Raw genomic sequence first — 19,661 nt, 5'->3', positions numbered from 1 at the left:
TCGTCTCGCACCATCAGGTTGGAGCTGTTGTCGGCTGCGTGGGACTAAAGGGCCCAGGTGGGTGTCTACGGTTGAAGTGAGCTGCCCCGCTGTCGGGACTAGCATGCGGAAGGACAGGGAGGGGACCGCCCCCTAACTGCCCGACCGCTCTGAGGAGCGATTAACGATGTTCGAGAGGTTCACCGACCGCGCGCGGCGGGTTGTCGTCCTGGCTCAGGAAGAAGCCCGGATGCTCAACCACAACTACATCGGCACCGAGCACATCCTCCTGGGCCTGATCCACGAGGGTGAGGGTGTCGCCGCTAAGGCCCTGGAGAGCCTCGGGATTTCGCTCGAGGCGGTCCGCCAGCAGGTGGAGGAGATCATCGGTCAGGGCCAGCAGGCCCCGTCCGGGCACATCCCCTTCACCCCCCGTGCCAAGAAGGTCCTGGAGCTGTCGCTCCGCGAGGCCCTTCAGCTCGGACACAACTACATCGGGACCGAGCACATCCTGCTCGGCCTCATCCGCGAGGGCGAGGGCGTCGCCGCCCAGGTCCTCGTGAAGCTCGGCGCCGACCTGAACCGGGTCCGGCAGCAGGTCATCCAGCTGCTGTCCGGCTACTCCGGCGGCGGCAAGGAGTCGGCGGGCGCCGGCGGCCCGGCCGAGGGCACGCCCTCGACCTCGCTGGTCCTGGACCAGTTCGGCCGCAACCTGACGCAGGCCGCTCGGGAAACCAAGCTCGACCCGGTCATCGGGCGCGAGAAGGAGATCGAGCGGGTCATGCAGGTGCTGTCCCGCCGCACCAAGAACAACCCCGTCCTCATTGGCGAGCCCGGCGTCGGCAAGACCGCCGTCGTCGAGGGCCTCGCCCAGGCGATCGTCAAGGGTGAAGTTCCCGAGACGCTCAAGGACAAGCAGCTCTACACCCTGGACCTCGGCGCCCTCGTCGCCGGTTCCCGGTACCGCGGTGACTTCGAGGAGCGCCTGAAGAAGGTCCTCAAGGAGATCCGCACCCGCGGCGACATCATCCTGTTCATCGACGAGCTCCACACCCTGGTGGGTGCGGGTGCCGCCGAGGGCGCGATCGACGCCGCGAGCATCCTCAAGCCCATGCTGGCGCGAGGTGAGCTGCAGACCATCGGTGCCACGACGCTCGACGAGTACCGCAAGCACCTGGAGAAGGACGCGGCCCGTGAGCGCCGCTTCCAGCCCATCCAGGTCGCCGAGCCGTCGCTGCCCCACACCATCGAGATCCTCAAGGGTCTGCGCGACCGGTACGAGGCACACCACCGTGTGTCGATCACCGACGCCGCCCTGGTCGCCGCCGCCACCCTGGCCGACCGCTACATCTCGGACCGCTTCCTCCCGGACAAGGCGATCGACCTGATCGACGAAGCCGGCTCCCGGATGCGCATTCGCCGGATGACCGCACCGCCGGACCTCCGCGAATTCGACGAGAAGATCGCCGATGTGCGCCGTGAGAAGGAGTCCGCGATCGATTCGCAGGACTTCGAGAAGGCCGCCTCGCTCCGCGACAAGGAGAAGCAGCTCCTCGCCGCCAAGGGCAAGCGCGAGAAGGAGTGGAAGGCCGGCGACATGGACGTCGTCGCCGAGGTGGACGAGGAGCTGATCGCGGAGGTCCTGGCCACGGCCACCGGCATCCCGGTCTTCAAGCTCACCGAGGAGGAGTCCTCGCGCCTGCTGCGCATGGAGGACGAGCTCCACAAGCGCGTCATCGGCCAGAAGGACGCCATCAAGGCGCTCTCCCAGGCGATCCGGCGTACCCGTGCCGGCCTCAAGGACCCGAAGCGTCCCGGTGGCTCGTTCATCTTCGCCGGTCCGTCCGGTGTCGGTAAGACCGAGCTGTCCAAGACGCTCGCCGAGTTCCTCTTCGGCGACGAGGACGCGCTCATCCAGCTCGACATGTCGGAGTTCAGCGAGAAGCACACCGTCTCGCGGCTCTTCGGCTCGCCTCCCGGCTACGTCGGCTACGAAGAGGGCGGCCAGCTCACCGAGAAGGTGCGCCGCAAGCCGTTCTCCGTCGTGCTCTTCGACGAGGTCGAGAAGGCCCACCCCGACATCTTCAACTCCCTGTTGCAGATCCTGGAGGACGGTCGGCTGACCGACTCCCAGGGCCGGGTCGTGGACTTCAAGAACACGGTCATCATCATGACGACCAACCTCGGCACCCGGGACATCTCCAAGGGCTTCAACCTCGGCTTCGCGGCCACGGGTGACGCCAAGACCGGGTACGAGCGGATGAAGGCGAAGGTCGGCGAGGAGCTCAAGCAGCACTTCCGTCCCGAGTTCCTCAACCGTGTCGACGACATCGTGGTCTTCCACCAGCTGACGGAGGAAGACATCATGCAGATCGTCGACCTCATGGTCGCCAAGGTGGACGAGCGCCTCAAGGACCGCGACATGGGCCTGGAGCTCAGCGTCGAGGCCAAGAAGCTGCTCGGCAAGAAGGGCTACGACCCCGTCCTGGGCGCCCGGCCGCTGCGCCGGACGATCCAGCGGGAGATCGAGGACATCCTCTCCGAGAAGATCCTCTTCGGTGAGCTGCGCCCCGGTCACATCGTGGTCGTCGACACCGAGGGCGAGGGTGAGGAGAAGAAGTTCACCTTCCGCGGCGAGGAGAAGGTCACGGTCGCGGACACTCCGCCGATCGAGGCCGCGGGTTCCGGCGGAGCCGCGCCGAACCTGTCCAAGGACGCGTAACGCCTGCTGCTCGGCATTGCACGGCGCCGGCCCCGAAACCTTCTGGTTTCGGGGCCGGCGCCGTTTGCGCGGTCGGCGGGTGCGGATCAGTCACGACGGTGCGGGGTGATGTGCAGCCGGTCCTGCGGGAACAATTCGGCGCCGATGACCCGGGCCGCGTTCTCCACGGTGAGACGGATTCCTTCGACGCCCCGGAGTGCGGTGAGGTCGAGCGTGGTGGTGGCCGGCGCGGTGGCGTAAAGGAACCGCAGATCCACCAGGCCGGGCAGAAGCCGCACCAGAGAGGCCAGATCGACGACGGGTGACGGATCGACGAGCTGGAGCGTCGCGACAGCCGGCATGGTTACCAGAGCCTCGGTGATGTGGTGCCGGACATCCCGGAGCACCAGTTTCCTGAGATCGGGCAGGCCGGCGAGAGCCGATAGACAGGACACCTCGTCGGGACAGTCGATCGACACCCACCCCAAACTGCGCCATTTCTCGATTCCGCGCAGGCTTCGGACGTCTGCGTTCCGAATCAGCCAAAGACGAGTCAGCTGTTCCAGTGCCGGCGCGTCGCGGAAATCGGCCCACTCAACGTGTGTGGCGAGGCCCAGAGAACGCAAGGACTCCAGACTCTCCAGCACCCGGAGATCCAGAGGCCGCGTGAAGTTCCAGAGGTCGAGGTACTCGAGGGAAGTGTTGTCCCTCAGATCCTCGAGGTCGGTGATGCCCGGACAGTTGGCGATACCCAACAGCTCCAGTTCAGGAGCGGCCGAAACCCGGCCGAGGTTGTCCAGAAGCGGATTGTCCTTGATGTTGAGACGTTGCAGGTGGACCGTTCTGGACGGCGGCAATAGCTCTTCAGGAGGCAGCGCTCCCACACACCAGAGGAGCCTGGCGTGGGCCAGCGAAGGCAGGGCCCGGAGTTTGGCCGCGCTGTCGATGGTTACCCATGAGTTGAGAAGCGAGTACTTGAGTACCTGCTCCGCATAGGCGTCGACGGGGAAGTGGTCCCACGCCTCGACAATGCTGAATTGCACCTGCGACCGCTCGTCCTGGGTGAACCTGCTGATGAAGGCCATGGCCGCATCCGTGCCGAGTTTCCCGGCGGTGCGGACCACCGCCGCCGCCTCCTGCACCGAGAGGCCGGCGGGTCCTGGCAGCAGTTCCAGGACGACGGGGCCGACCGCGGCCAGCGCGTCGGCGCCCTCGTCCGAGCGCGGCGGGATGAGGGCCGCCGCCCGCTCCTCCACGGCGGTCCGGACGACCGCGTCCAGTTCCACCGCCTGCTCCAGGCAGGCCATCGCCAGCAGATGGAGCCGTGAGCGGTGGCTTTTGGTGCGGTCGCCCCGGGCGACGAGCTGGTTGAGGAGCCGGGCGCGCTCGTCCGGGCGGGCGTGGGCCACCGCCATCCGCAGGACGTCCTCCCACTGGTCGTCGTGGGCGTTGCGGACGAGGAACGCGAAGTCGCGCTCCTCCACGGCCGCCTTCGCGCCCAGATAGTCCTGGAAGGTGCGGTGGATGAAGTCGACGGTGCCTTCCGCGGGCTCGCGCAGCAGTCCGCTGCGGAGCAGCAGGTGCTGGAAGACCTGCGACGCGTCCCCCATCGCGGCCACCGCGGGCATCGCGGGGAGCGCTGCCGCGATGAGCTCCTCCGCGTCGGTCTGGTCCATCTCGACCTGGCCGTTGCGGATCATCCAGTAGGCCAGCTTCTGGAGGAGCTGGATCTGGGGTTCCTCGGTGAGCCGTACGTCGATGTCGCGTTCCAGGTCGCGGCGGCCCAGCAGCATGGACATCGCGGCGTCGTACAGCTGCTTGCGGCTGTGCGGCAGATAGCCGCGGCGGTCGCGGTGCAGGGCGCAGATCAGTCCGCACATCAGGGGGTTGGTGGCGAGGCGGGCGAGGTCCTGCTGGGTGCGGACGGCGTCGAGCAGGGAGCGCTGGTAGCCGTCGGTCCTGGCGGTCTCCTCGGCGTCGGCGTCCGTCGCGCGGGCGGCGTCGTGCCAGCGGGTGATGAACGCGCCGACGTCGTCACGGCCCATGGGGGAGAGCGCCAGCTCGGCGAAGGCCTCGCCCGCGAGCCACGCGTCCGAGACCGCGGAAGGGCGCGAGGTGACGAGCCACAGGTTGCCGGGGAAGGCGATCAGCAGATCACGCAGCCAGTCGCGGACGCGGTCGCGTTCCCGCTCACCGATCTCGTCCAGCCCGTCGACGAGCAGCAGACCCCGGCCCGCCTGGAGGATCCGCTCGGTCCAGCCGTCCGGCGCGGTCAATGGGACGTTCGCGGAGCGGAGGAAGTCGGCGGGGAGCGGCAGCTCGCCATGGCGGATGAGGGTGCGCAGCGGCAGGACGAACGGGACGCGGTCCCGCAGATGGTGATCCCCGGCGTCCTGGTCCTGCCCGGCGGCGGACACCGCCAGCCACTGCACCAGCGTGGTCTTCCCGGATCCGGCGAGACCGCGCAGCAGGACGCGCTCACGCCCGGCGAAGGTCTGCTCCGCGCGCACCGACCCCCCGCCGCCCGGCAGCGGGCTCCCCGGTGCGCCGCGGTCGGGTTCGGTCACCTCCAGGCTGAGGTAGGCCGCGTCGAGCGGCCAGACGGCCCGGGAGCGGTCGCTGAGGTCGATCCCGAAGATGGTGAGGGTGGAGTGCCGCTTGGCGATGTACGCCGCGTAGCGGGACGTGAACGCCGCGTCCGGGTCGACCGGCCGGGTGATGAACGTGTAGGCGCAGCCGGCGGCATCGAGCGCGCCCATGAAACCCCGGTGTCGCACGAGCTCGGCGACGGGGACGGTGATGAGCCGGCTGTGCGGCCAGCCGCGTGGGTCGCCGCAGACCACGGCCATCAGCAGGGCGCCGCAGAAGACGGCCGCGCCGGACATCCCGGCCCACGCCGACCCGCCGTCCTGTCGTGCGGAGGGCGGGGCGTGGTCGCTGTCCAGGACGTACTGGCGCTTGAGCATCCCGGAGCCGGGTTTGAGGGTGCCGGTCACCTGCTCGCTGTCGAGGGACTTCCCTTCCGGGCCGCCGCGCTGGACGTACGGGAAACCGATCGCCTGGCAGTCACGGATCGGGGAGAGGGAGTCCACCTCGCCCAGCTGGACGAGGCCGGTGGGCGGCACCAGGTCGACGGGGGCCTCGATGAGGGCGACGTCGATCTCGCGCTCGATCTCGTGCGGCTGCCACACGACGCGGCACCGCACGTCGCCCGGGCCGCCGGGTACGGCGATCCGGATGTCCAGGCCGTCACCGATGACGTGGGCGGCGGTCAGCACCAGCCGGGGGCTCAGCAGATAGCCGCTGCCCTGCCGACCGCCCGAGAAGACCGCCGCGATCCGGTTCCGCTGGGGGCCGTCGGCCCCTGGCCCGGCGGCCACGGCGGTCAGCTTCCGGCGTCGGTGAAGTGGCTGCTGTCGCCCTCGTCGTCCATGTGGATGTCGAGATGGCCGCCGGTGGCGGCGTTCTTCGGCTTGAGGGTGAAGGAGACCGTGTGGGTGCGGCCCCGGGAGCGGGTGCCCTCCACCCCGGCGTCCACGACCCAGGCCTTGACGCCGGCCTTGCCGGTCACGTCGCGGCGGATCTCCACGGTGAACTCCATGTGGATGTCGCCGACCTCGAAGCGGACCGCTTTCCCGCTGCCGCGCGCGGCAGCGGTGGCCAGGCCCTCACGGACCGCCTCGACCGCATCCGCCAGCTCGATGTCGGTCAGGTACTCGTCCGCCGCCATCGTGTGCGCCCCCGCCCTGTCGATGGGGCAACGGTAGGGCAGCCGGGGCGGGCGCCGCCATGCTTTCCGGGGAATTGAGTGGCGGGGGTCACAGGACTTTCGGCCCGGGTGAATGACGGAACGTCCCGCGGGAAAGCGATTTGATCTTATTGCGTGGTGACATGGCACACGCGCCATTCCGAGCTTACTAGGCGGAATAGTCGATGCTTCAAGGGCTCGGAAGGCGGTTCCGCACCGGCCGCCGGAACCGCGGGAAAAACACCGTCGGTCCCATGTTCTGGCTGGTCGAGCTAGGTGCGCCGGACTCACTCAGTAGCCGGGGTGAGCTTGGCAAGAGGCGTTTCGTCCTTGCTTTCGCTACGGCCGCAGTTAGTAGCAGCGCGCCTTGTGCGGGCACAGCGAAGCGCGTTACCAATGAATGGCCGGAGCGGCCCACAGTCGCTCCTGCTTCATACCCCCCATTCAGTGAGGTAATCCTGCATGCTTAAGAACTCGACGAAGAACCACGCCCCGAAGTCCGTCATGCGTGGTCGTGCGGCCGTGGTGGCGGGCGGCGTGTGCGTGGCACTCGCGCTGGGCTCTACGGCGGCCATGGCCGCCGACTCGCAGGACGCGGGTCTCTTCGGGACCGCGTCGGCGAACAGCATCGCGGACGTCATGAAGACGCAGGCCGACGTACAGAAGAAGGCCGCCGCGGCGAGCGCGAAGGCCGCTGCCGCGAAGGCCGACGCCAAGAAGCGGGCGGCCGTGAAGTCCGCCGCGGACCGCAGCGCGCGCCAGAACGCCTGGGTGAAGCCCGTGACCAGTTACACGATCGGCGCGTCCTTCGCGCAGGCCGGCTCGCACTGGTCGCACAAGCACTCCGGCCAGGACTTCGTGGTGCCGACCGGCACCCAGGTCAGGGCTGTGCACGGCGGCACCGTCGTCGAGGCCGGCTGGGGCGGCGCCTACGGCAACAACATCGTGATCAAGCACGGGAACGGCACGTACACGCAGTACGGCCACCTGTCGAAGCTCGAGGTCTCGGTCGGCCAGACCGTGAGCACCAGCCAGGAGATCGGCAAGTCCGGCAGCACCGGGAACTCGACCGGCCCGCACCTGCACTTCGAGGCCCGCACCACGCCGGTCTACGGCTCGGGCATGGAGCCGCTGTCGTTCCTGCACCAGCACGGCGTCAACATGTGACGCATGCCGTCAGGTGACCCACAGCGTCATCAGCGGTGATCAGTCCAGGTTCCGGTGAGCCTGGGCGATGAGATCGAGGGCGACCTCGAGGATGGCTTCGCGCTTCTCCTCGGGGTCGCCCTCGATGTTCTGCACGGCGAACATCCCGGCGTGCATCGCGAAGAGCGCGGTGATGCAGCGGACCTGGCTCGCCATCGAGAACTCGGGCTCCTTCAGCAGACCGTTGAGCGCGAGCATCTTGCTCTTGAACTGCTCGCCGATGCTCAGCTTGCGGACCGTGGCCTGGTTCTCCTGGATGAAGCGGAACAGCGCGCTGGCGCCCCACAGGGCGGCGCTGTAGCGGCGCAGCATCTCCTGCTTGTTCTCCAGGGTGCGCGGCTGCGCCTCGGCCCAGGTGATCAGCTCGTCGACCGGCCGGCCGATGTCCTCGACGATGCTGGTGAGGATGTCTTCCTTGGTCTTGAAGTGGTAGTAGAGCGCGGCCTTGGTCACCTCGAGGTGCTCGGCGATCTCGCGCAGCGAGGTCTTCTCGTACCCCTGCTCGGCGAAGAGTTCGAGCGCGACGTCCTGGATGCGGTGGCGGGTGTCACCGCGACGTGCCTGCGAAGTGCCCATGGCTACCGCTCTCCTGCGTCGACCGCCCGAATGGCCGGTATGGCTTTGGTCAAACGTAATCTACTTACTTGACGACCGGCTAGCTGCGGCTTACCTTCGGTATCGTAGCGAACTAGCCGGGCGGCAAGTAAGTACCAAAAGCACAAGCGGGCCGCCCCATCCAGGGGAGGCACCGGTCATGTCCCAGACCGCAGAAACGCCACCCGAAGCGGCTCCTCAGCGCAGTGTGCGTGTGGTTCTGCTCGGGCTCATGATCGCGATGTTGCTCGCGATGCTCGACAACATGATCATCGGTACCGCGATGCCGACGATCGTAGGGGAGCTCGGCGGCCTCAACCACCTCTCCTGGGTGGTCACCGCGTACACGCTCGCGACCGCCGCCTCGACGCCCATCTGGGGAAAGCTCGGCGACATGTACGGTCGCAAGGGCATCTTCATGACGTCGATCGTGCTGTTCCTGGCCGGTTCCGCACTCTCCGGCCTCTCCCAGTCGATGGACCAGCTGATCGCCTTCCGTGCGATCCAGGGCCTCGGCGCCGGCGGTCTGATCGTCGGTGTGATGGCAATCATCGGTGACCTGATACCGCCTCGGGAACGTGGCAAGTACCAGGGCATGATGGCCGGCGTCATGGCGCTCGCGATGATCGGCGGACCGCTCGTCGGCGGCACCATCACCGACAACTGGGGCTGGCGCTGGAGCTTCTACATCAACCTGCCGCTCGGCGCGGTGGCGCTCGCGATGATCTACATCGTGCTGCACCTGCCGAAGAAGCGCGTCCAGGCCCGTATCGACTACCTCGGCGCCGGACTGCTCACCGTCGGCATCACCGCGCTGGTGCTCCTCACGACCTGGGGCGGCACCCAGTACGGCTGGGCCTCGGCGCAGATCATCGGGCTCCTCGTCCTCGGCGTGGTCGCTATCGCGGCCTTCATCTGGGCCGAGACCCGCGCCAAAGAGCCCGTCATGCCGCTGCACATCTTCCGCAACCGCAACTTCTCGCTGATCTCCCTGATCGGCTTCCTGGTCGGTTTCGTGATGTTCGGCGCGATGACGTTCCTGCCGCTCTACCAGCAGACCGTCCAGGGCGCCTCGGCCACCAACTCCGGCCTGCTGCTCCTGCCGATGCTGCTGGCGATGATGGTGGTCTCGCTGATCGCGGGCCGGGTCACCACCCAGAGCGGCCGCTACAAGATCTTCCCGATCATCGGCGGCGCCCTGATCACCGTCGGGCTGTACCTGCTGTCCACCATGGACACCGGGACCACCCGCTTCATGTCCGGCGTCTACATGGCCGTGCTCGGCGCGGGCATGGGCTTCCTGATGCAGATCACCATGCTCGTCGCGCAGAACAGCGTCGAGATGAAGGACATCGGCGTCGGCAGCTCGTCCGCCACGCTCTTCCGCACCATCGGCGGCTCGTTCGGTGTCTCGCTCTTCGGGGCGCTCTTCACCCACCACGTGCAGAACACGATGACGGAGCTCGGCGGCACCGCGGGCAGCAAGGCGATCGGGGCGGGCGCCCAGCTCGACCCCGCGCGCATCGCCCACCTGCCGGCGGAGGTGCGGGACGCCTACCTGCACGCGGTCTCCAACGGCACGCACACCGTCTTCCTGTGGGGCGCGGTGATCAGCATCGTCGGCTTCGTGGCGGCCTGGTTCGTCAAGGAGATCCCGCTGCGCGGTGCTCCGCAGGCCCCCGGCGACGGCGACAAGACCGACAAGGACGAGGCCTCCGAGGCCCTGCACCCGGTCGAGGCGATCTGACCCCCTCGTAGCGCCCGTACGACGACGGCCCCCGGCATCTCCTGCCGGGGGCCGTCGTCGTTGTACGGGCATGTCTACCGGGGCAGCAGCAGCTGCGCGACCGCGCCGCCGCCGTCGGAGGCGGGAGCGTTGCGGAAGGTGAGCCGGGCGCGCAGTACGCGGGCCTGGCCGGTGGCGATGGTGAGGCCGAGGCCGTGGTCGCCGCCGGCCCGGTCGGAGCTGCCGGTGCGGAAGCGGCTGGGGCCCTCGCGCAGCAGATCGTCGGGGAAGCCGGGACCGTGGTCGCGGATCCGCAGGAACGGCCCGTTGATGCTCACCTCGGTCTGCGGCTTGCCGTGCCGGGCGGCGTTGGCCAGCAGATTGCCGAGGATGCGCTCCAGCCGGCGCGGATCGGTGTGCACGACCGCGTCCTCGATCACCGTCACCACGGCATCGGGATCGAGCGCCAGCACCCGCCTGCGGACGAAGTCGCCCAGGGCGACCTCCTGCAGATCGGCCTGCTCCGCGGCCCCGTCCAGCCGCGCCACCTCCAGCACGTCCTCGACCAGGGTGCGCAGCGCCTGCGCCCGGTTCCGCACCAGCTCGGCGGGACGGCCCGGCGGCAGCAGCTCGGCCGCGGTGACCAGCCCGGTCACCGGGGTGCGCAGCTCGTGGGCGATGTCGGCGGTGACCCGGCGCTCGGCCTCCAGCCGGTCCTGCAGGGCGTCGGCCATCGCGTCGACGGCGGCCGCCAGCTCGTCGGTCTCGTCCCGGACCCGGCCGCCGATCGCGTCGCGCACCCGTACCTCGGGGTTGCCGTCCGCCACCTTGCGGGCCGCGACGGCGGCCTTGCGCAGCCGCCGGGACATCTGGCCGCCGATCAGCACTCCGAGCGCGGTGCCGCCCACCACCACCGCGAGCGAGCCGACGACCAAGGCCTGGTCGAGGTCGACGAGGACCGAGTAGCGGTCCTTGAAGGTGGTGCGCAGCGACAGGATGCGGCCGTCGTTGGTCGGTGTCTCGGCCCACACGATCGGCGCGCCGCCACTGTCCTGGACGTACGTCGCCCGTTCGCCCCTGGCCGCGAACTCCTTGAGCGGCTTGGGCAGGGCCGGGTCGTCGAGCTGGGCGGAGAAGACCTTCTTGCCGGTGACCTCGTAGATCCGCAGCGCGGACTGCACCCGCTCGTCCTGTACGTCACGGGAGTTGTCGATCATGCTGACGCGGGCGGCGTTGTGCACCACCAGGCTCAGCGCCACGGCGACGAGCACCGATACGCAGGCGATGGCGGCACTGAGCTTCCAGCGCAGACTGGAGCGGGGGAACAACGGCATGGTCTGTCAGGCCCTGAGCTTGTAACCGAAGCCGCGCACCGTCTCGATCCGGTCCTGGCCGATCTTGACGCGCAGCCGCTGGACGTGGACGTCCACGACCCGGGTGTCGCCACCCCACTCATAGTCCCAGACCCGTTCCAGCAGCCGGTCGCGGGAGAGCACGGCGCCGGGCGCCGCGGAGAACTCCAGCAGCAGCCGCATCTCGGTGGGGGTCAGGGCGAGCCGCTCACCGCCGCGGGTCACCTCGAGGCCCTCGGGGTCGATCTCGATGTCGCCGAAGGACAGCAGGGCAGCCTCCGCCGGTTCGTCACCGGAGGAGGCGTGGCCGAAACGGCGCAGGACCGCCCGGATCCGGGCGACCAGCACCGCCCCGTCGAAGGGCTTCGTCACATAGTCGTCGGCGCCGGCCTCCAGGCCGAGCACGATGTCGATGGAGTCGGCGCGCGCGGACAGCATGATCACCGGCACGGTCGACTCGTCCCGGATCCGCCGGCACAGGCTGACGCCGTCCAGGCCCGGCACCATCACATCGAGCAGCGCGAGATCGGGCTGCTCGGCGCGGAACGCCTCCAGCCCGGCCAGTCCGTCGGCGACCGCCGTCACCTTGAAGCCGTCACGCTCCAGCGCGAGCGTGGTCGCCTCGCGGATGACGTCGTCGTCCTCGACGAACAGGACGTGTGTTTCAGCCATTCGACTTCATTTCCGGCTTGGGGGTGGGGAGCGCGTCCCCGTAGTCGGTGTACGTACGCTCCACCTGGACGAACCTGGTGTCCTTCCAGACGTACGTCAGGGCCTCCTGCCCGGTGGGGCAGCAGACCTGGTCGTCGCCTTTGTACACCTGACGGATGATCTCCAGCTTGCCGTTTTCCGCGCTGCCGTAGACCGGCGGCTGCTCATCGGCGAAGACGTTCCGATACTGCCCGCCGACCATCCGGTACACATAACTCGCGATCCCCATGCCGTCGCCGCAGGTGGCGACGTTCACGATCAGATCGGGTCCTTCTCCGCTGGTCAGATCGCCGGACGAGGTGTCCACCGGGTACTCGTCACCGGCGCAGGGCGCGAGATCCTCGCGCACCTCCTGGCTGACGTTCTGCGTGTCCTTCTTCACCAGCTTCGCCAGCGCCGCCGGGTCACCGGCGATGGACGGCGCCGGGCTGGGCTCCGCCTTCAGCGTCTGGAGCGGTGCGGGGCCCTCACGGCGTGCCCCGGTGCCGGTCCTGCAGCCTGCAAGCGCGGTCAGCAGGCACAGAGCCACTGCCACCGCGGTCAGCGCTGCTAGGCGGCGCACACGCCCTCCATCCGTGAGTAGCCGTAGCGGCCGTGCTCCAGCTCGTGGCGCAACCGGGCCAGTGCCCGGTGCAGGGTGCTCTTCACCGTACCCGTCGACATCCCCAGCGCGCGGGCGGTCTCCTCCGTGGACAGCTGGCCGTAGTGGCGCAGCATCACGACCTGGCGCTGCTTGGGCGCGAGGACCTGCAGCGCGTCGCGGAGCATCTCGCGGTCGGCGCGCTGGTCGGCGCCGTCGTCGACGCTGGCGTCCGGCAGCTCCTGGGTGGGGATCTCGTCGAGCTTGCGGTTCCGCCACCACTCGGTCCGGGTGTTGATCATGACGCGGCGCATGTAGGCGTCCGCGAGCGTCTTGTCGGCGATGCCGTCCCAGCGGGGGTAGGTGCGCACCAGCGCGGTCTGGACGAGGTCCTGGGCGTCGATCGGGTCGGGGACGAGCCGCCGTGCGCTCCGCAGCAGTGCGTCCTGCCGGGTCCTCACGTACTCCTCGAACTCCAGAACCGTGCCGTTCGCCGCCATGGGTCGCCCTCCGTCCCGTGCTGTCCCGCCCTGTCGACTGTTGCGCTGGGGTGCCAACCGTTCCGACGAGGACGACGCTACGGAGGGGATGTTGGGCTTTTGCCACCGTGGGCGCACAGAGGACTCACAGGAAGCCGTCGGTTATGTAACAGCCTCAGGACCAACGTCCCGAAGGGGTTTAAACCGGCAGTCGGTAGACCCCGTCGGCGAGCGGCTCGACGAGACCGTCCGCCACCAGGCCGTCCAGCGCGCGGGCCCGCTGCACCGGCTCGTCCCACACCGCGTCCAGCGCGGACTGCGGCACGGGATCGACCGCGTCCCGCAGCACGGCCAGCAGTTTTCCGCGCACCTGGCGGTCGGTACCCGCGTACGTCTGGCCGCGGCGCGGCGGGCCGGTGTGCTCGGGGGAGCCGGCCAGCCGCCAGGCGCAGCTCGCCGCGATCGGGCAGCGCACGCACTCGGGCCCGCGCGCGGTGCACACCAGCGCGCCCAGCTCCATCGTCGCCGCCGCCCAGCGGGCGGCCGTCCCCTTGTCGTCGGGCAGCAGCGCCAGCGCGGTACGGCGCTCCGCGGCGGTCGTCGCGGTCGGCGGGTACTGGACGCCGGTGACGGCGCGGGCGAAGACCCGGCGGACATTGGTGTCCAGGACGGAGTGCCGCTGCCCGTACGCGAACGAGCCGATGGCGGCCGCGGTGTACTCGCCGACACCGGGCAGCGCCAGCAACTTGGCGTGGTCGCGCGGGACTTCACCGCCGTGGCTCAGCGCTATCGCGGTCGCCGCCGCGTGCAGCCGCAGCGCGCGGCGCGGATAGCCGAGCCGCCCCCAGGCGCGGACGGCCTCACCCGCGGGCTCCGTGGCGAGGTCGGCGGGCCGCGGCCAGCGCGCCAGCCACTGCTCGTACACCGGCAGCACGCGGCTGACCGGGGTCTGCTGCAGCATGAACTCGCTGACCATCACGCCCCACGCACCGGCCTCCGGGCGGCGCCACGGAAGGTCCCGGGCATGCTCGTCGAACCAGTCGATGACGGGTGCGTGCAGATCGTGGTGGGCGGTGGCGCGGGTGTCTGTGCTCATAGCGTCGTCGATCCTCGCACATGCCACTGACAGTGACCGCTCGCGCGGGAAAACGTGATGATCGGGAAAGACCGCGCCCGGTGCGGCGGGTGTTGCGTCGGTGCGCGGCCGATCTCCCCTAGAGTTCGCGTGTGGGCTCTGTGCGCAATCCGATCGGACCTCTTCCGTCGTCCATCTACTGGCGACGGCGGGCTGTTGTGCTCTGCCTGGTCGCACTGCTCGCCGTGCTGGCCGTCTGGGCGGTCAACTCCGGCGGCTCCAGCGGCGGCACCGGCGCGAAGGGACCCGGCGGTCACACCCCCGCGACCTCCATCACGCCCGGCCCCACCCCCAGCGGACCGCACCTCCCCGGCCGCCCGGGCGGCCGGGACACCAGCGGTGGCAGCGGCAGCGGCGGTTCCTCCGACGGCACTTCGTCCGGCGGCTCCTCCGGCTCGCCCTCCGGCGGCACCGACTCCGGTGTCTCCGGCGGCGGTTCGAACGGCGCCTCGTCCGGCGGAGCGGCCTCCGGCGGCTCCAGCGGCCAGCTCCCGGCCGGCTCGACCCTCGCCGACTGCGCCGTCTCCGACGTCCAGTTGACGCTGCGCAGCACGCAGAACTCCTACGCGCCCGGCCAGAAGCCGAAGTTCGAGCTGACCGCGGCCAACTCCGCCGCGACGGCCTGCAAACTCGACTTCGGATCGACGGCGGCCATCGTCACCATCACCAACACCACCGGCAACAAGCACGTCTGGTCCACCGACGACTGCCCGGCCGGCCGCGGCGCCTACCTGCTGCAGGTTCCGGCGCACAGCTCGACGACTTACACGATCGAGTGGAACCGCCAGACCAGCTCCCCCGACTGCGCCACCCCCAAGGGCCAGCAGGCAGCCGTCGGCACGACCTACCTCGTCGAGGCAAGGCTCCAGGGCTTCACGCCGAAGCAGGCGTCATTCGTCCTGAAGGCCGACTAGGGCGTGTTGCGAAAGTAGCGCCGTTCGCCCGGTGGGCCAGGCGGGACTTTCGCAACACGTCCTCGCTCGGCCGAGAAGCCGAAGGGGGCCGGGTCCGCAGGGGCAGGGTCCGAAATGCTGCCGAGCTGTTTGTGGGCCGCCAGGCACGTAAACAGTCGATTTCGGACCCTGCCCCGGAGGGCCCGGCCCCCGACCCGCAAACCGGGACGGAGTCCTAGACGTACCGCTCCAGGATCGACGACTCCGCCAGCCTGGACAGGCCCTCCCGCACCGAACGCGCCCGCGCCTCGCCGACCCCGTCCACCGTCTGCAGGTCGTCGACGCTCGCAGCGAGCAGCTTCTGCAGGCCGCCGAAGTGCTCGACCAGCCGCTCGATGACCGTGTTCGGCAGCCGCGGCACCTTCGCCAGCAGCCGGTAGCCGCGCGGCGAGACCGCGGAGTCCAGCGTCTCGGGGGAGCCGGTGTAGCCCAGGGCACGGGCCACGGTGGTCAGTTCGAGGAGCTCGGCGTGCGGCAGCGCGTCCAGTTCGACGAGCGCCTCCGGCACGGTCCTGTTCCGCTTCGCGGTCGGCTCCGGCACGTAGTCCCTGACGACCAGCTCGCGCTCCGGCTCGACGCCCGCGATCAGCTCGTCCAGCTGCAGGGAGAGCAGCCGGCCGTCGGTGCCCAGCTCGACCACGTACTCGGCGATCTCGGTGGCGATCCGGCGGACCATCTCCAGCCGCTGCGAGACCGCGCTGACGTCCCGGACGGTGACCAGGTCCTCGATCTCCAGCGCGGAGAGCGTGCCCGCCACCTCGTCCAGGCGCAGCTTGTAGCGCTCCAGAGTGGCCAGCGCCTGGTTCGCCCGCGACAGGATCGCGGCGGAGTCCTCCAGGACCCGGCGCTGCCCGTCGACGTACAGCGCGATCAGCCGCATCGACTGGCTGACCGAGACGACCGGGAAGTTGACCTGCTTGCTCACCCGGTCCGCCGTGCGGTGCCGGGTGCCGGTCTCCTCGGTCGGGATGTTGGAGTCGGGGACCAACTGCACACCGGCCCGCAGAATCTTCGTGAGGTCCTTGTCGAGGATCAGCGCGCCGTCGAGCTTGCACAGTTCGCGGAGCCGGGTCGCGGTGAATTCGACGTCGAGGACGAAGCCGCCGGTACAGAGCGACTCGACGGTCTTGTCCATGCCGAGGACGAGCAGACCGCCCGTATTGCCCCGCAGAATGCGTTCGAGTCCGTCACGCAGGCCGGTGCCGGGAGCGACCGCGCTGAGCGAGGCGCGCATCAGGGCATCAGCAGCGGAACTCCCGCCGGACTTGCCGGGAGCTGCTGCCCGGTCGTTGGCTGCCACTGCAATCCTCCGGTCGCTACGGATGCCCAAAGGGCGAGACCAGGGCAAAGTTTACTGACGTTCTCTCCGCAATGGGCCAGCGACCGCTGTTCGGACCGTCTCTAGGCCCGTGAGCCACGCTTCGGGAGCACCCGCAGGGCGTCTCCTATGTCGGCCACCTCGATCACTTTCATGCCCGGCGGGATTTTCCCGGGATCCGGCGGTACCAGGGCATGGGTGAAGCCCAGCCGGGCGGCCTCGGACAGCCTGCGCTGCACCCCCGTGACCCGTCTGACCTCGCCCGCGAGGCCGACCTCGCCGATCGCGACCAGGTTCTTGGGCAGCGGTGTGTCGATCGCCGCGCTGGCCAGCGCGAGCGCCACGGCCAGGTCCGCGGCGGGCTCGGTGAGCTTCACACCGCCCACCGTCGCCGTGTAGATGTCGCGCTTTCCGATCGCCTGAATCCGGCCGCGCTGTTCCAGCACAGCGAGCATCATCGAGACCCGGGACGTCTCCAGACCCGAGGTCGTGCGGCGCGGGGACGGGATCTGGGTGTCGACGGTGAGCCCCTGGACCTCGACCACCAGCGGGCGCTTGCCCTCCAGCGTGACCGTCAGGCACGTACCGGGAACCGGTTCGTCGCGGCGGGTCAGGAAGAGTCCGGAGGGATCGGCCAGTCCCGTGATGCCCTCGTCGTGCAGTTCGAAGCAGCCGACCTCGTCCGTCGCGCCGTACCGGTTCTTGACGCCGCGGATCAGCCGCAGCCGGGCGTGTCGGTCGCCCTCGAAGCTCAGCACCACGTCCACCAGGTGCTCCAGCAGACGGGGGCCCGCGATGGCACCGTCCTTGGTGACATGGCCGACCAGGAGCGTCGACATACCGCGCTCCTTGGAGGCGCGGATCAGCGCGCCCGCGACCTCGCGGACCTGCGCCATGCCGCCGGGCGCGCCGTCGATCTCCGGGGACGCCACCGTCTGCACCGAGTCCAGGATCAGCAGCGACGGTTTGATGTCGTCCAGATGGCCCAGGACCGCCGACAGGTCCGTCTCGGCCGCCAGGTACAGATGGTCGGAGAGCGCGCCGATCCGGTCGGCGCGCAGCCGGACCTGGGACGCCGACTCCTCGGCGGTGATGTAGAGCGTCGGGCCCTGGGCGGTCGCCGCCTTCGCCGCCACGTCCAGCAGCAGCGTCGACTTGCCGACGCCCGGCTCACCCGCGACCAGCACGACCGCGCCGGGCACCAGCCCGCCGCCGAGCACCCGGTCCAGCTCGGGCACACCCGTCGAGCGGGCCGTCGCCTGGCTGACGTCCACCTGGCCGATCGGCTTGGCGGCCGTCGTCACCCGGCCGGCCGCGGTGGTCCTGACGGCGGGCGCGCCGCCGAACTCCTCGACGGTGCCCCAGGCCTGGCACTCCCCGCAGCGGCCGAGCCACTTCACGGTGGTCCAGCCGCACTCGGTGCAGCGGTAGGACGGACGGTCCTTCGTAGCGGTCTTGCGGGGAGGCATGGGGTTCACCGTAGTGGCAGGGTCCGACAACGCGTTCCCGGTGGACCGCGACAGCGCCCGCACTCGCATTCCCCCGGGCACTCGTACGAGTTAACGGGGTGTCCCCTTTTGAGCGGCATCACCACCCATACGGGTTAACGCTCACGAGGACGCCTGAGACTTGTGCTCCCGCCGCCCTACCGTCGCCAGGTGATGAGCAGGCAGGAGACCCACCCCCAGGACGCCGCTACGGGCCCTCGCACCGGTACGCACCGCAAGCACCGGGCGACGGCGCCCCGGACGCGCCCCGAACCGCGTCCGGAACAGCGCAAGGACCGGCGCCCGCACGGCACGTTGCCGATGCAGCCCCCGGCCCACTACGAGCCCTATCTGGACGGGCTGTTCACCTACTGCCTCTCCGTCCTCTGCGAGCACGACGCCGCCGCGGCGGCGCTCGGCGAGGTGCTGGCCCTCGCCGAGCGGCAGCGCGGCCGGCTCCGTGAGGCCGGGCTGCGCCGCCCCTGGCTCTACGCCCTCGCCCGCTGGTCCTGCCGCCGCCGCCTCGCGGCCGGCCGGCCCGATCTGCCCCGCATGTCGGAGGCGGTCGCCGCCGAACGCCGCGGCCAGCTCGCCGCCCTCGCCTGGCCGGAGGCCGCCGGCACCACCCCCGAGCAGCGCGAGGCCCTCGAACTCGCGGTCCGCCACCAGCTCCCGCCGCACGAGGTCGGCCACGTCCTCGGCATCGAGGCGGACGCGGCCCGCGCGCTCCTCGCCCGCGCCGCCTGCGAGGTCGAACGCACCCGCGCCGCGCTCGCCGTCGTCGAGGTCGGCACCTGCGCGGCCGTCGCGCGGCTGGCCGGTGACACCCAGGTGCTGCTCGGCACGGCCCTGCGCCGGGAACTCGTCCGCCATGTCGACGACTGCCCGGAGTGCCGGCTCACCGCCGAGCGCGCCGTCGTCGGCGGCCCCTGGCCCGGCACCGCGACCACCGCGGCGACCGCCGTGCTCACCATGCTCGAAGCGCCACGGTCCGCCGCGTACGCCGCCCTGATGCACTCCATGCGCGACGGCGCCGGCCGCAGCCGCGAGGGCACCCCGCGCTTCGACCGGCGCGGCTTCCCCCTGGACCACAAGGACCGCGCGGCCCGCCGCGCCCAGCTGCGGCACCGCGCCGTCACCACCACGGTCGTCGCCGCCGTCGTCGCCGCCCCGGTACTCGCCCTCTGGGCCGCCTACCGTGGCGCGCCGATCGGCGCCGACCAGCCGGGCGGCGGCATCTCCGCCAGCGAGCCGGATGGTGCCGACGGCATCGACGGCCACCCGTACGAAAAGGCCGGCAGCACGGGCTCCAACGACGCCCACCACCCGGCGACCCCCCGAACAACGGTCAGCGTGGACACCTCCGCCTCACCGTCCACTCCACCCGGCACCCCCACCCCAGGCGCCCCCGGCCACCTCACCGTCACCGCCGGATCCCACAGCGGCACCACCGTCATCACCCTCACCGCCACCGGCGACACCCCGGTCCACTGGACCGCCTCCACCGCCGCCTACTGGCTCCACCTGAGCGCCACGAGCGGCGACCTCCGCCCCGGCGAGTCAGCCACCCTCACCGTCACGGTCGACCACTCCACCGAACCCACAGCCCCCTGGGCCGCCCGCATCCTCCTGAACCCCTCCGGCGCGGTGGTCACCGTCCGAGGCCATGCCACACCCCCCACCCACACCAAG

General features: G+C 70.2%; 15 protein-coding genes. 5 read left to right on the top strand and 10 right to left on the bottom strand.

Features of this window, described 5'->3' with window-relative positions; translation table 11 throughout:
- Positions 1-166 precede the first annotated feature (166 nt).
- Positions 167-2,701, top strand: coding sequence for an ATP-dependent Clp protease ATP-binding subunit (locus tag O3W51_RS33520; protein ID WP_269288190.1), 2,535 nt, complete (start codon positions 167-169; stop codon positions 2,699-2,701).
- An 86-nt stretch (positions 2,702-2,787) separates the two neighbouring features.
- Here the strand turns inward: O3W51_RS33520 and O3W51_RS33515 are convergent, their stop codons facing one another.
- Entirely contained in the window at positions 2,788-6,060 is a 3,273-nt protein-coding gene (locus tag O3W51_RS33515; RefSeq protein ID WP_244809337.1) for an NACHT domain-containing protein, read from the bottom strand.
- Positions 6,061-6,065: 5 nt separating this feature from the next.
- A complete protein-coding gene (locus tag O3W51_RS33510; protein ID WP_269288189.1) occupies positions 6,066-6,410 on the bottom strand; it encodes a trypco2 family protein in 345 nt (114 codons plus the stop codon).
- Positions 6,411-6,890: 480 nt separating this feature from the next.
- Here O3W51_RS33510 and O3W51_RS33505 point away from each other — a divergent pair, with 480 nt between their 5' ends.
- Positions 6,891-7,595, top strand: a complete 705-nt coding sequence (locus O3W51_RS33505) for a M23 family metallopeptidase (protein ID WP_138354124.1) — start codon at positions 6,891-6,893, stop codon at positions 7,593-7,595.
- 39 nt (positions 7,596-7,634) lie between these two features.
- Here O3W51_RS33505 and O3W51_RS33500 read toward each other — a convergent pair whose 3' ends face one another.
- Positions 7,635-8,210 (bottom strand): TetR/AcrR family transcriptional regulator, encoded by a 576-nt coding sequence (locus tag O3W51_RS33500; RefSeq protein WP_269288188.1) that lies wholly within the window; start codon positions 8,208-8,210, stop codon positions 7,635-7,637.
- 178 nt (positions 8,211-8,388) lie between these two features.
- Between O3W51_RS33500 and O3W51_RS33495 the strand changes: the two genes are divergently transcribed.
- The gene (locus O3W51_RS33495) at positions 8,389-9,975 is read left to right on the top strand and encodes an MDR family MFS transporter (protein ID WP_187144970.1); all 1,587 of its coding nucleotides are present in this window, start codon (positions 8,389-8,391) and stop codon (positions 9,973-9,975) included.
- Positions 9,976-10,049: 74 nt separating this feature from the next.
- Here the strand turns inward: O3W51_RS33495 and O3W51_RS33490 are convergent, their stop codons facing one another.
- The 5 genes from O3W51_RS33490 to O3W51_RS33470 all read right to left on the bottom strand — a co-directional run bounded on the left by O3W51_RS33490 (position 10,050) and on the right by O3W51_RS33470 (position 14,172).
- Positions 10,050-11,288 carry a sensor histidine kinase gene (locus O3W51_RS33490; RefSeq protein WP_138354126.1) on the bottom strand — a complete coding sequence of 413 codons (1,239 nt, stop codon included), beginning with the start codon at positions 11,286-11,288 and terminating at the stop codon, positions 10,050-10,052.
- A 6-nt stretch (positions 11,289-11,294) separates the two neighbouring features.
- Positions 11,295-11,978: a two-component system response regulator CseB gene (cseB, locus tag O3W51_RS33485; RefSeq protein WP_138354127.1), complete on the bottom strand. Its 684-nt coding sequence runs from the start codon at positions 11,976-11,978 to the stop codon at positions 11,295-11,297.
- On the bottom strand, positions 11,971-12,579 hold the full coding sequence (locus tag O3W51_RS33480) for a hypothetical protein (protein ID WP_244809340.1): 609 nt from the start codon (positions 12,577-12,579) through the stop codon (positions 11,971-11,973). The genes cseB and O3W51_RS33480 overlap by 8 nt, the downstream gene beginning before the upstream one ends.
- Positions 12,567-13,097 carry a SigE family RNA polymerase sigma factor gene (locus O3W51_RS33475; protein ID WP_138354128.1) on the bottom strand — a complete coding sequence of 177 codons (531 nt, stop codon included), beginning with the start codon at positions 13,095-13,097 and terminating at the stop codon, positions 12,567-12,569. The genes O3W51_RS33480 and O3W51_RS33475 overlap by 13 nt, the downstream gene beginning before the upstream one ends.
- 178 nt (positions 13,098-13,275) lie before the next feature.
- Positions 13,276-14,172 carry an A/G-specific adenine glycosylase gene (locus O3W51_RS33470; protein WP_138354129.1) on the bottom strand — a complete coding sequence of 299 codons (897 nt, stop codon included), beginning with the start codon at positions 14,170-14,172 and terminating at the stop codon, positions 13,276-13,278.
- Positions 14,173-14,303: 131 nt separating this feature from the next.
- On the opposite strand from O3W51_RS33470, the gene O3W51_RS33465 reads away from it, so the two are divergent.
- On the top strand, positions 14,304-15,125 hold the full coding sequence (locus O3W51_RS33465) for a hypothetical protein (protein WP_138354130.1): 822 nt from the start codon (positions 14,304-14,306) through the stop codon (positions 15,123-15,125).
- Positions 15,126-15,339: 214 nt separating this feature from the next.
- Here the strand turns inward: O3W51_RS33465 and disA are convergent, their stop codons facing one another.
- Positions 15,340-16,464 carry a DNA integrity scanning diadenylate cyclase DisA gene (disA, locus tag O3W51_RS33460; protein ID WP_138354131.1) on the bottom strand — a complete coding sequence of 375 codons (1,125 nt, stop codon included), beginning with the start codon at positions 16,462-16,464 and terminating at the stop codon, positions 15,340-15,342.
- 101 nt (positions 16,465-16,565) lie between these two features.
- Positions 16,566-17,951 (bottom strand): DNA repair protein RadA, encoded by a 1,386-nt coding sequence (radA, locus tag O3W51_RS33455; RefSeq protein ID WP_138354132.1) that lies wholly within the window; start codon positions 17,949-17,951, stop codon positions 16,566-16,568.
- A gap of 192 nt (positions 17,952-18,143) precedes the next feature.
- Here radA and O3W51_RS33450 point away from each other — a divergent pair.
- Positions 18,144-19,661 (top strand): BACON domain-containing protein (locus tag O3W51_RS33450; protein ID WP_269288187.1); only part of this gene is annotated, 1,518 nt, incomplete at its 3' end.

It is taken from the genome of Streptomyces sp. H39-C1, assembly GCF_027158125.1.
Taxonomy (GTDB): Bacteria; Actinomycetota; Actinomycetes; order Streptomycetales; family Streptomycetaceae; genus Actinacidiphila; species Actinacidiphila fildesensis.
This window is presented reverse-complemented; position numbering and strand designations above follow the sequence as displayed.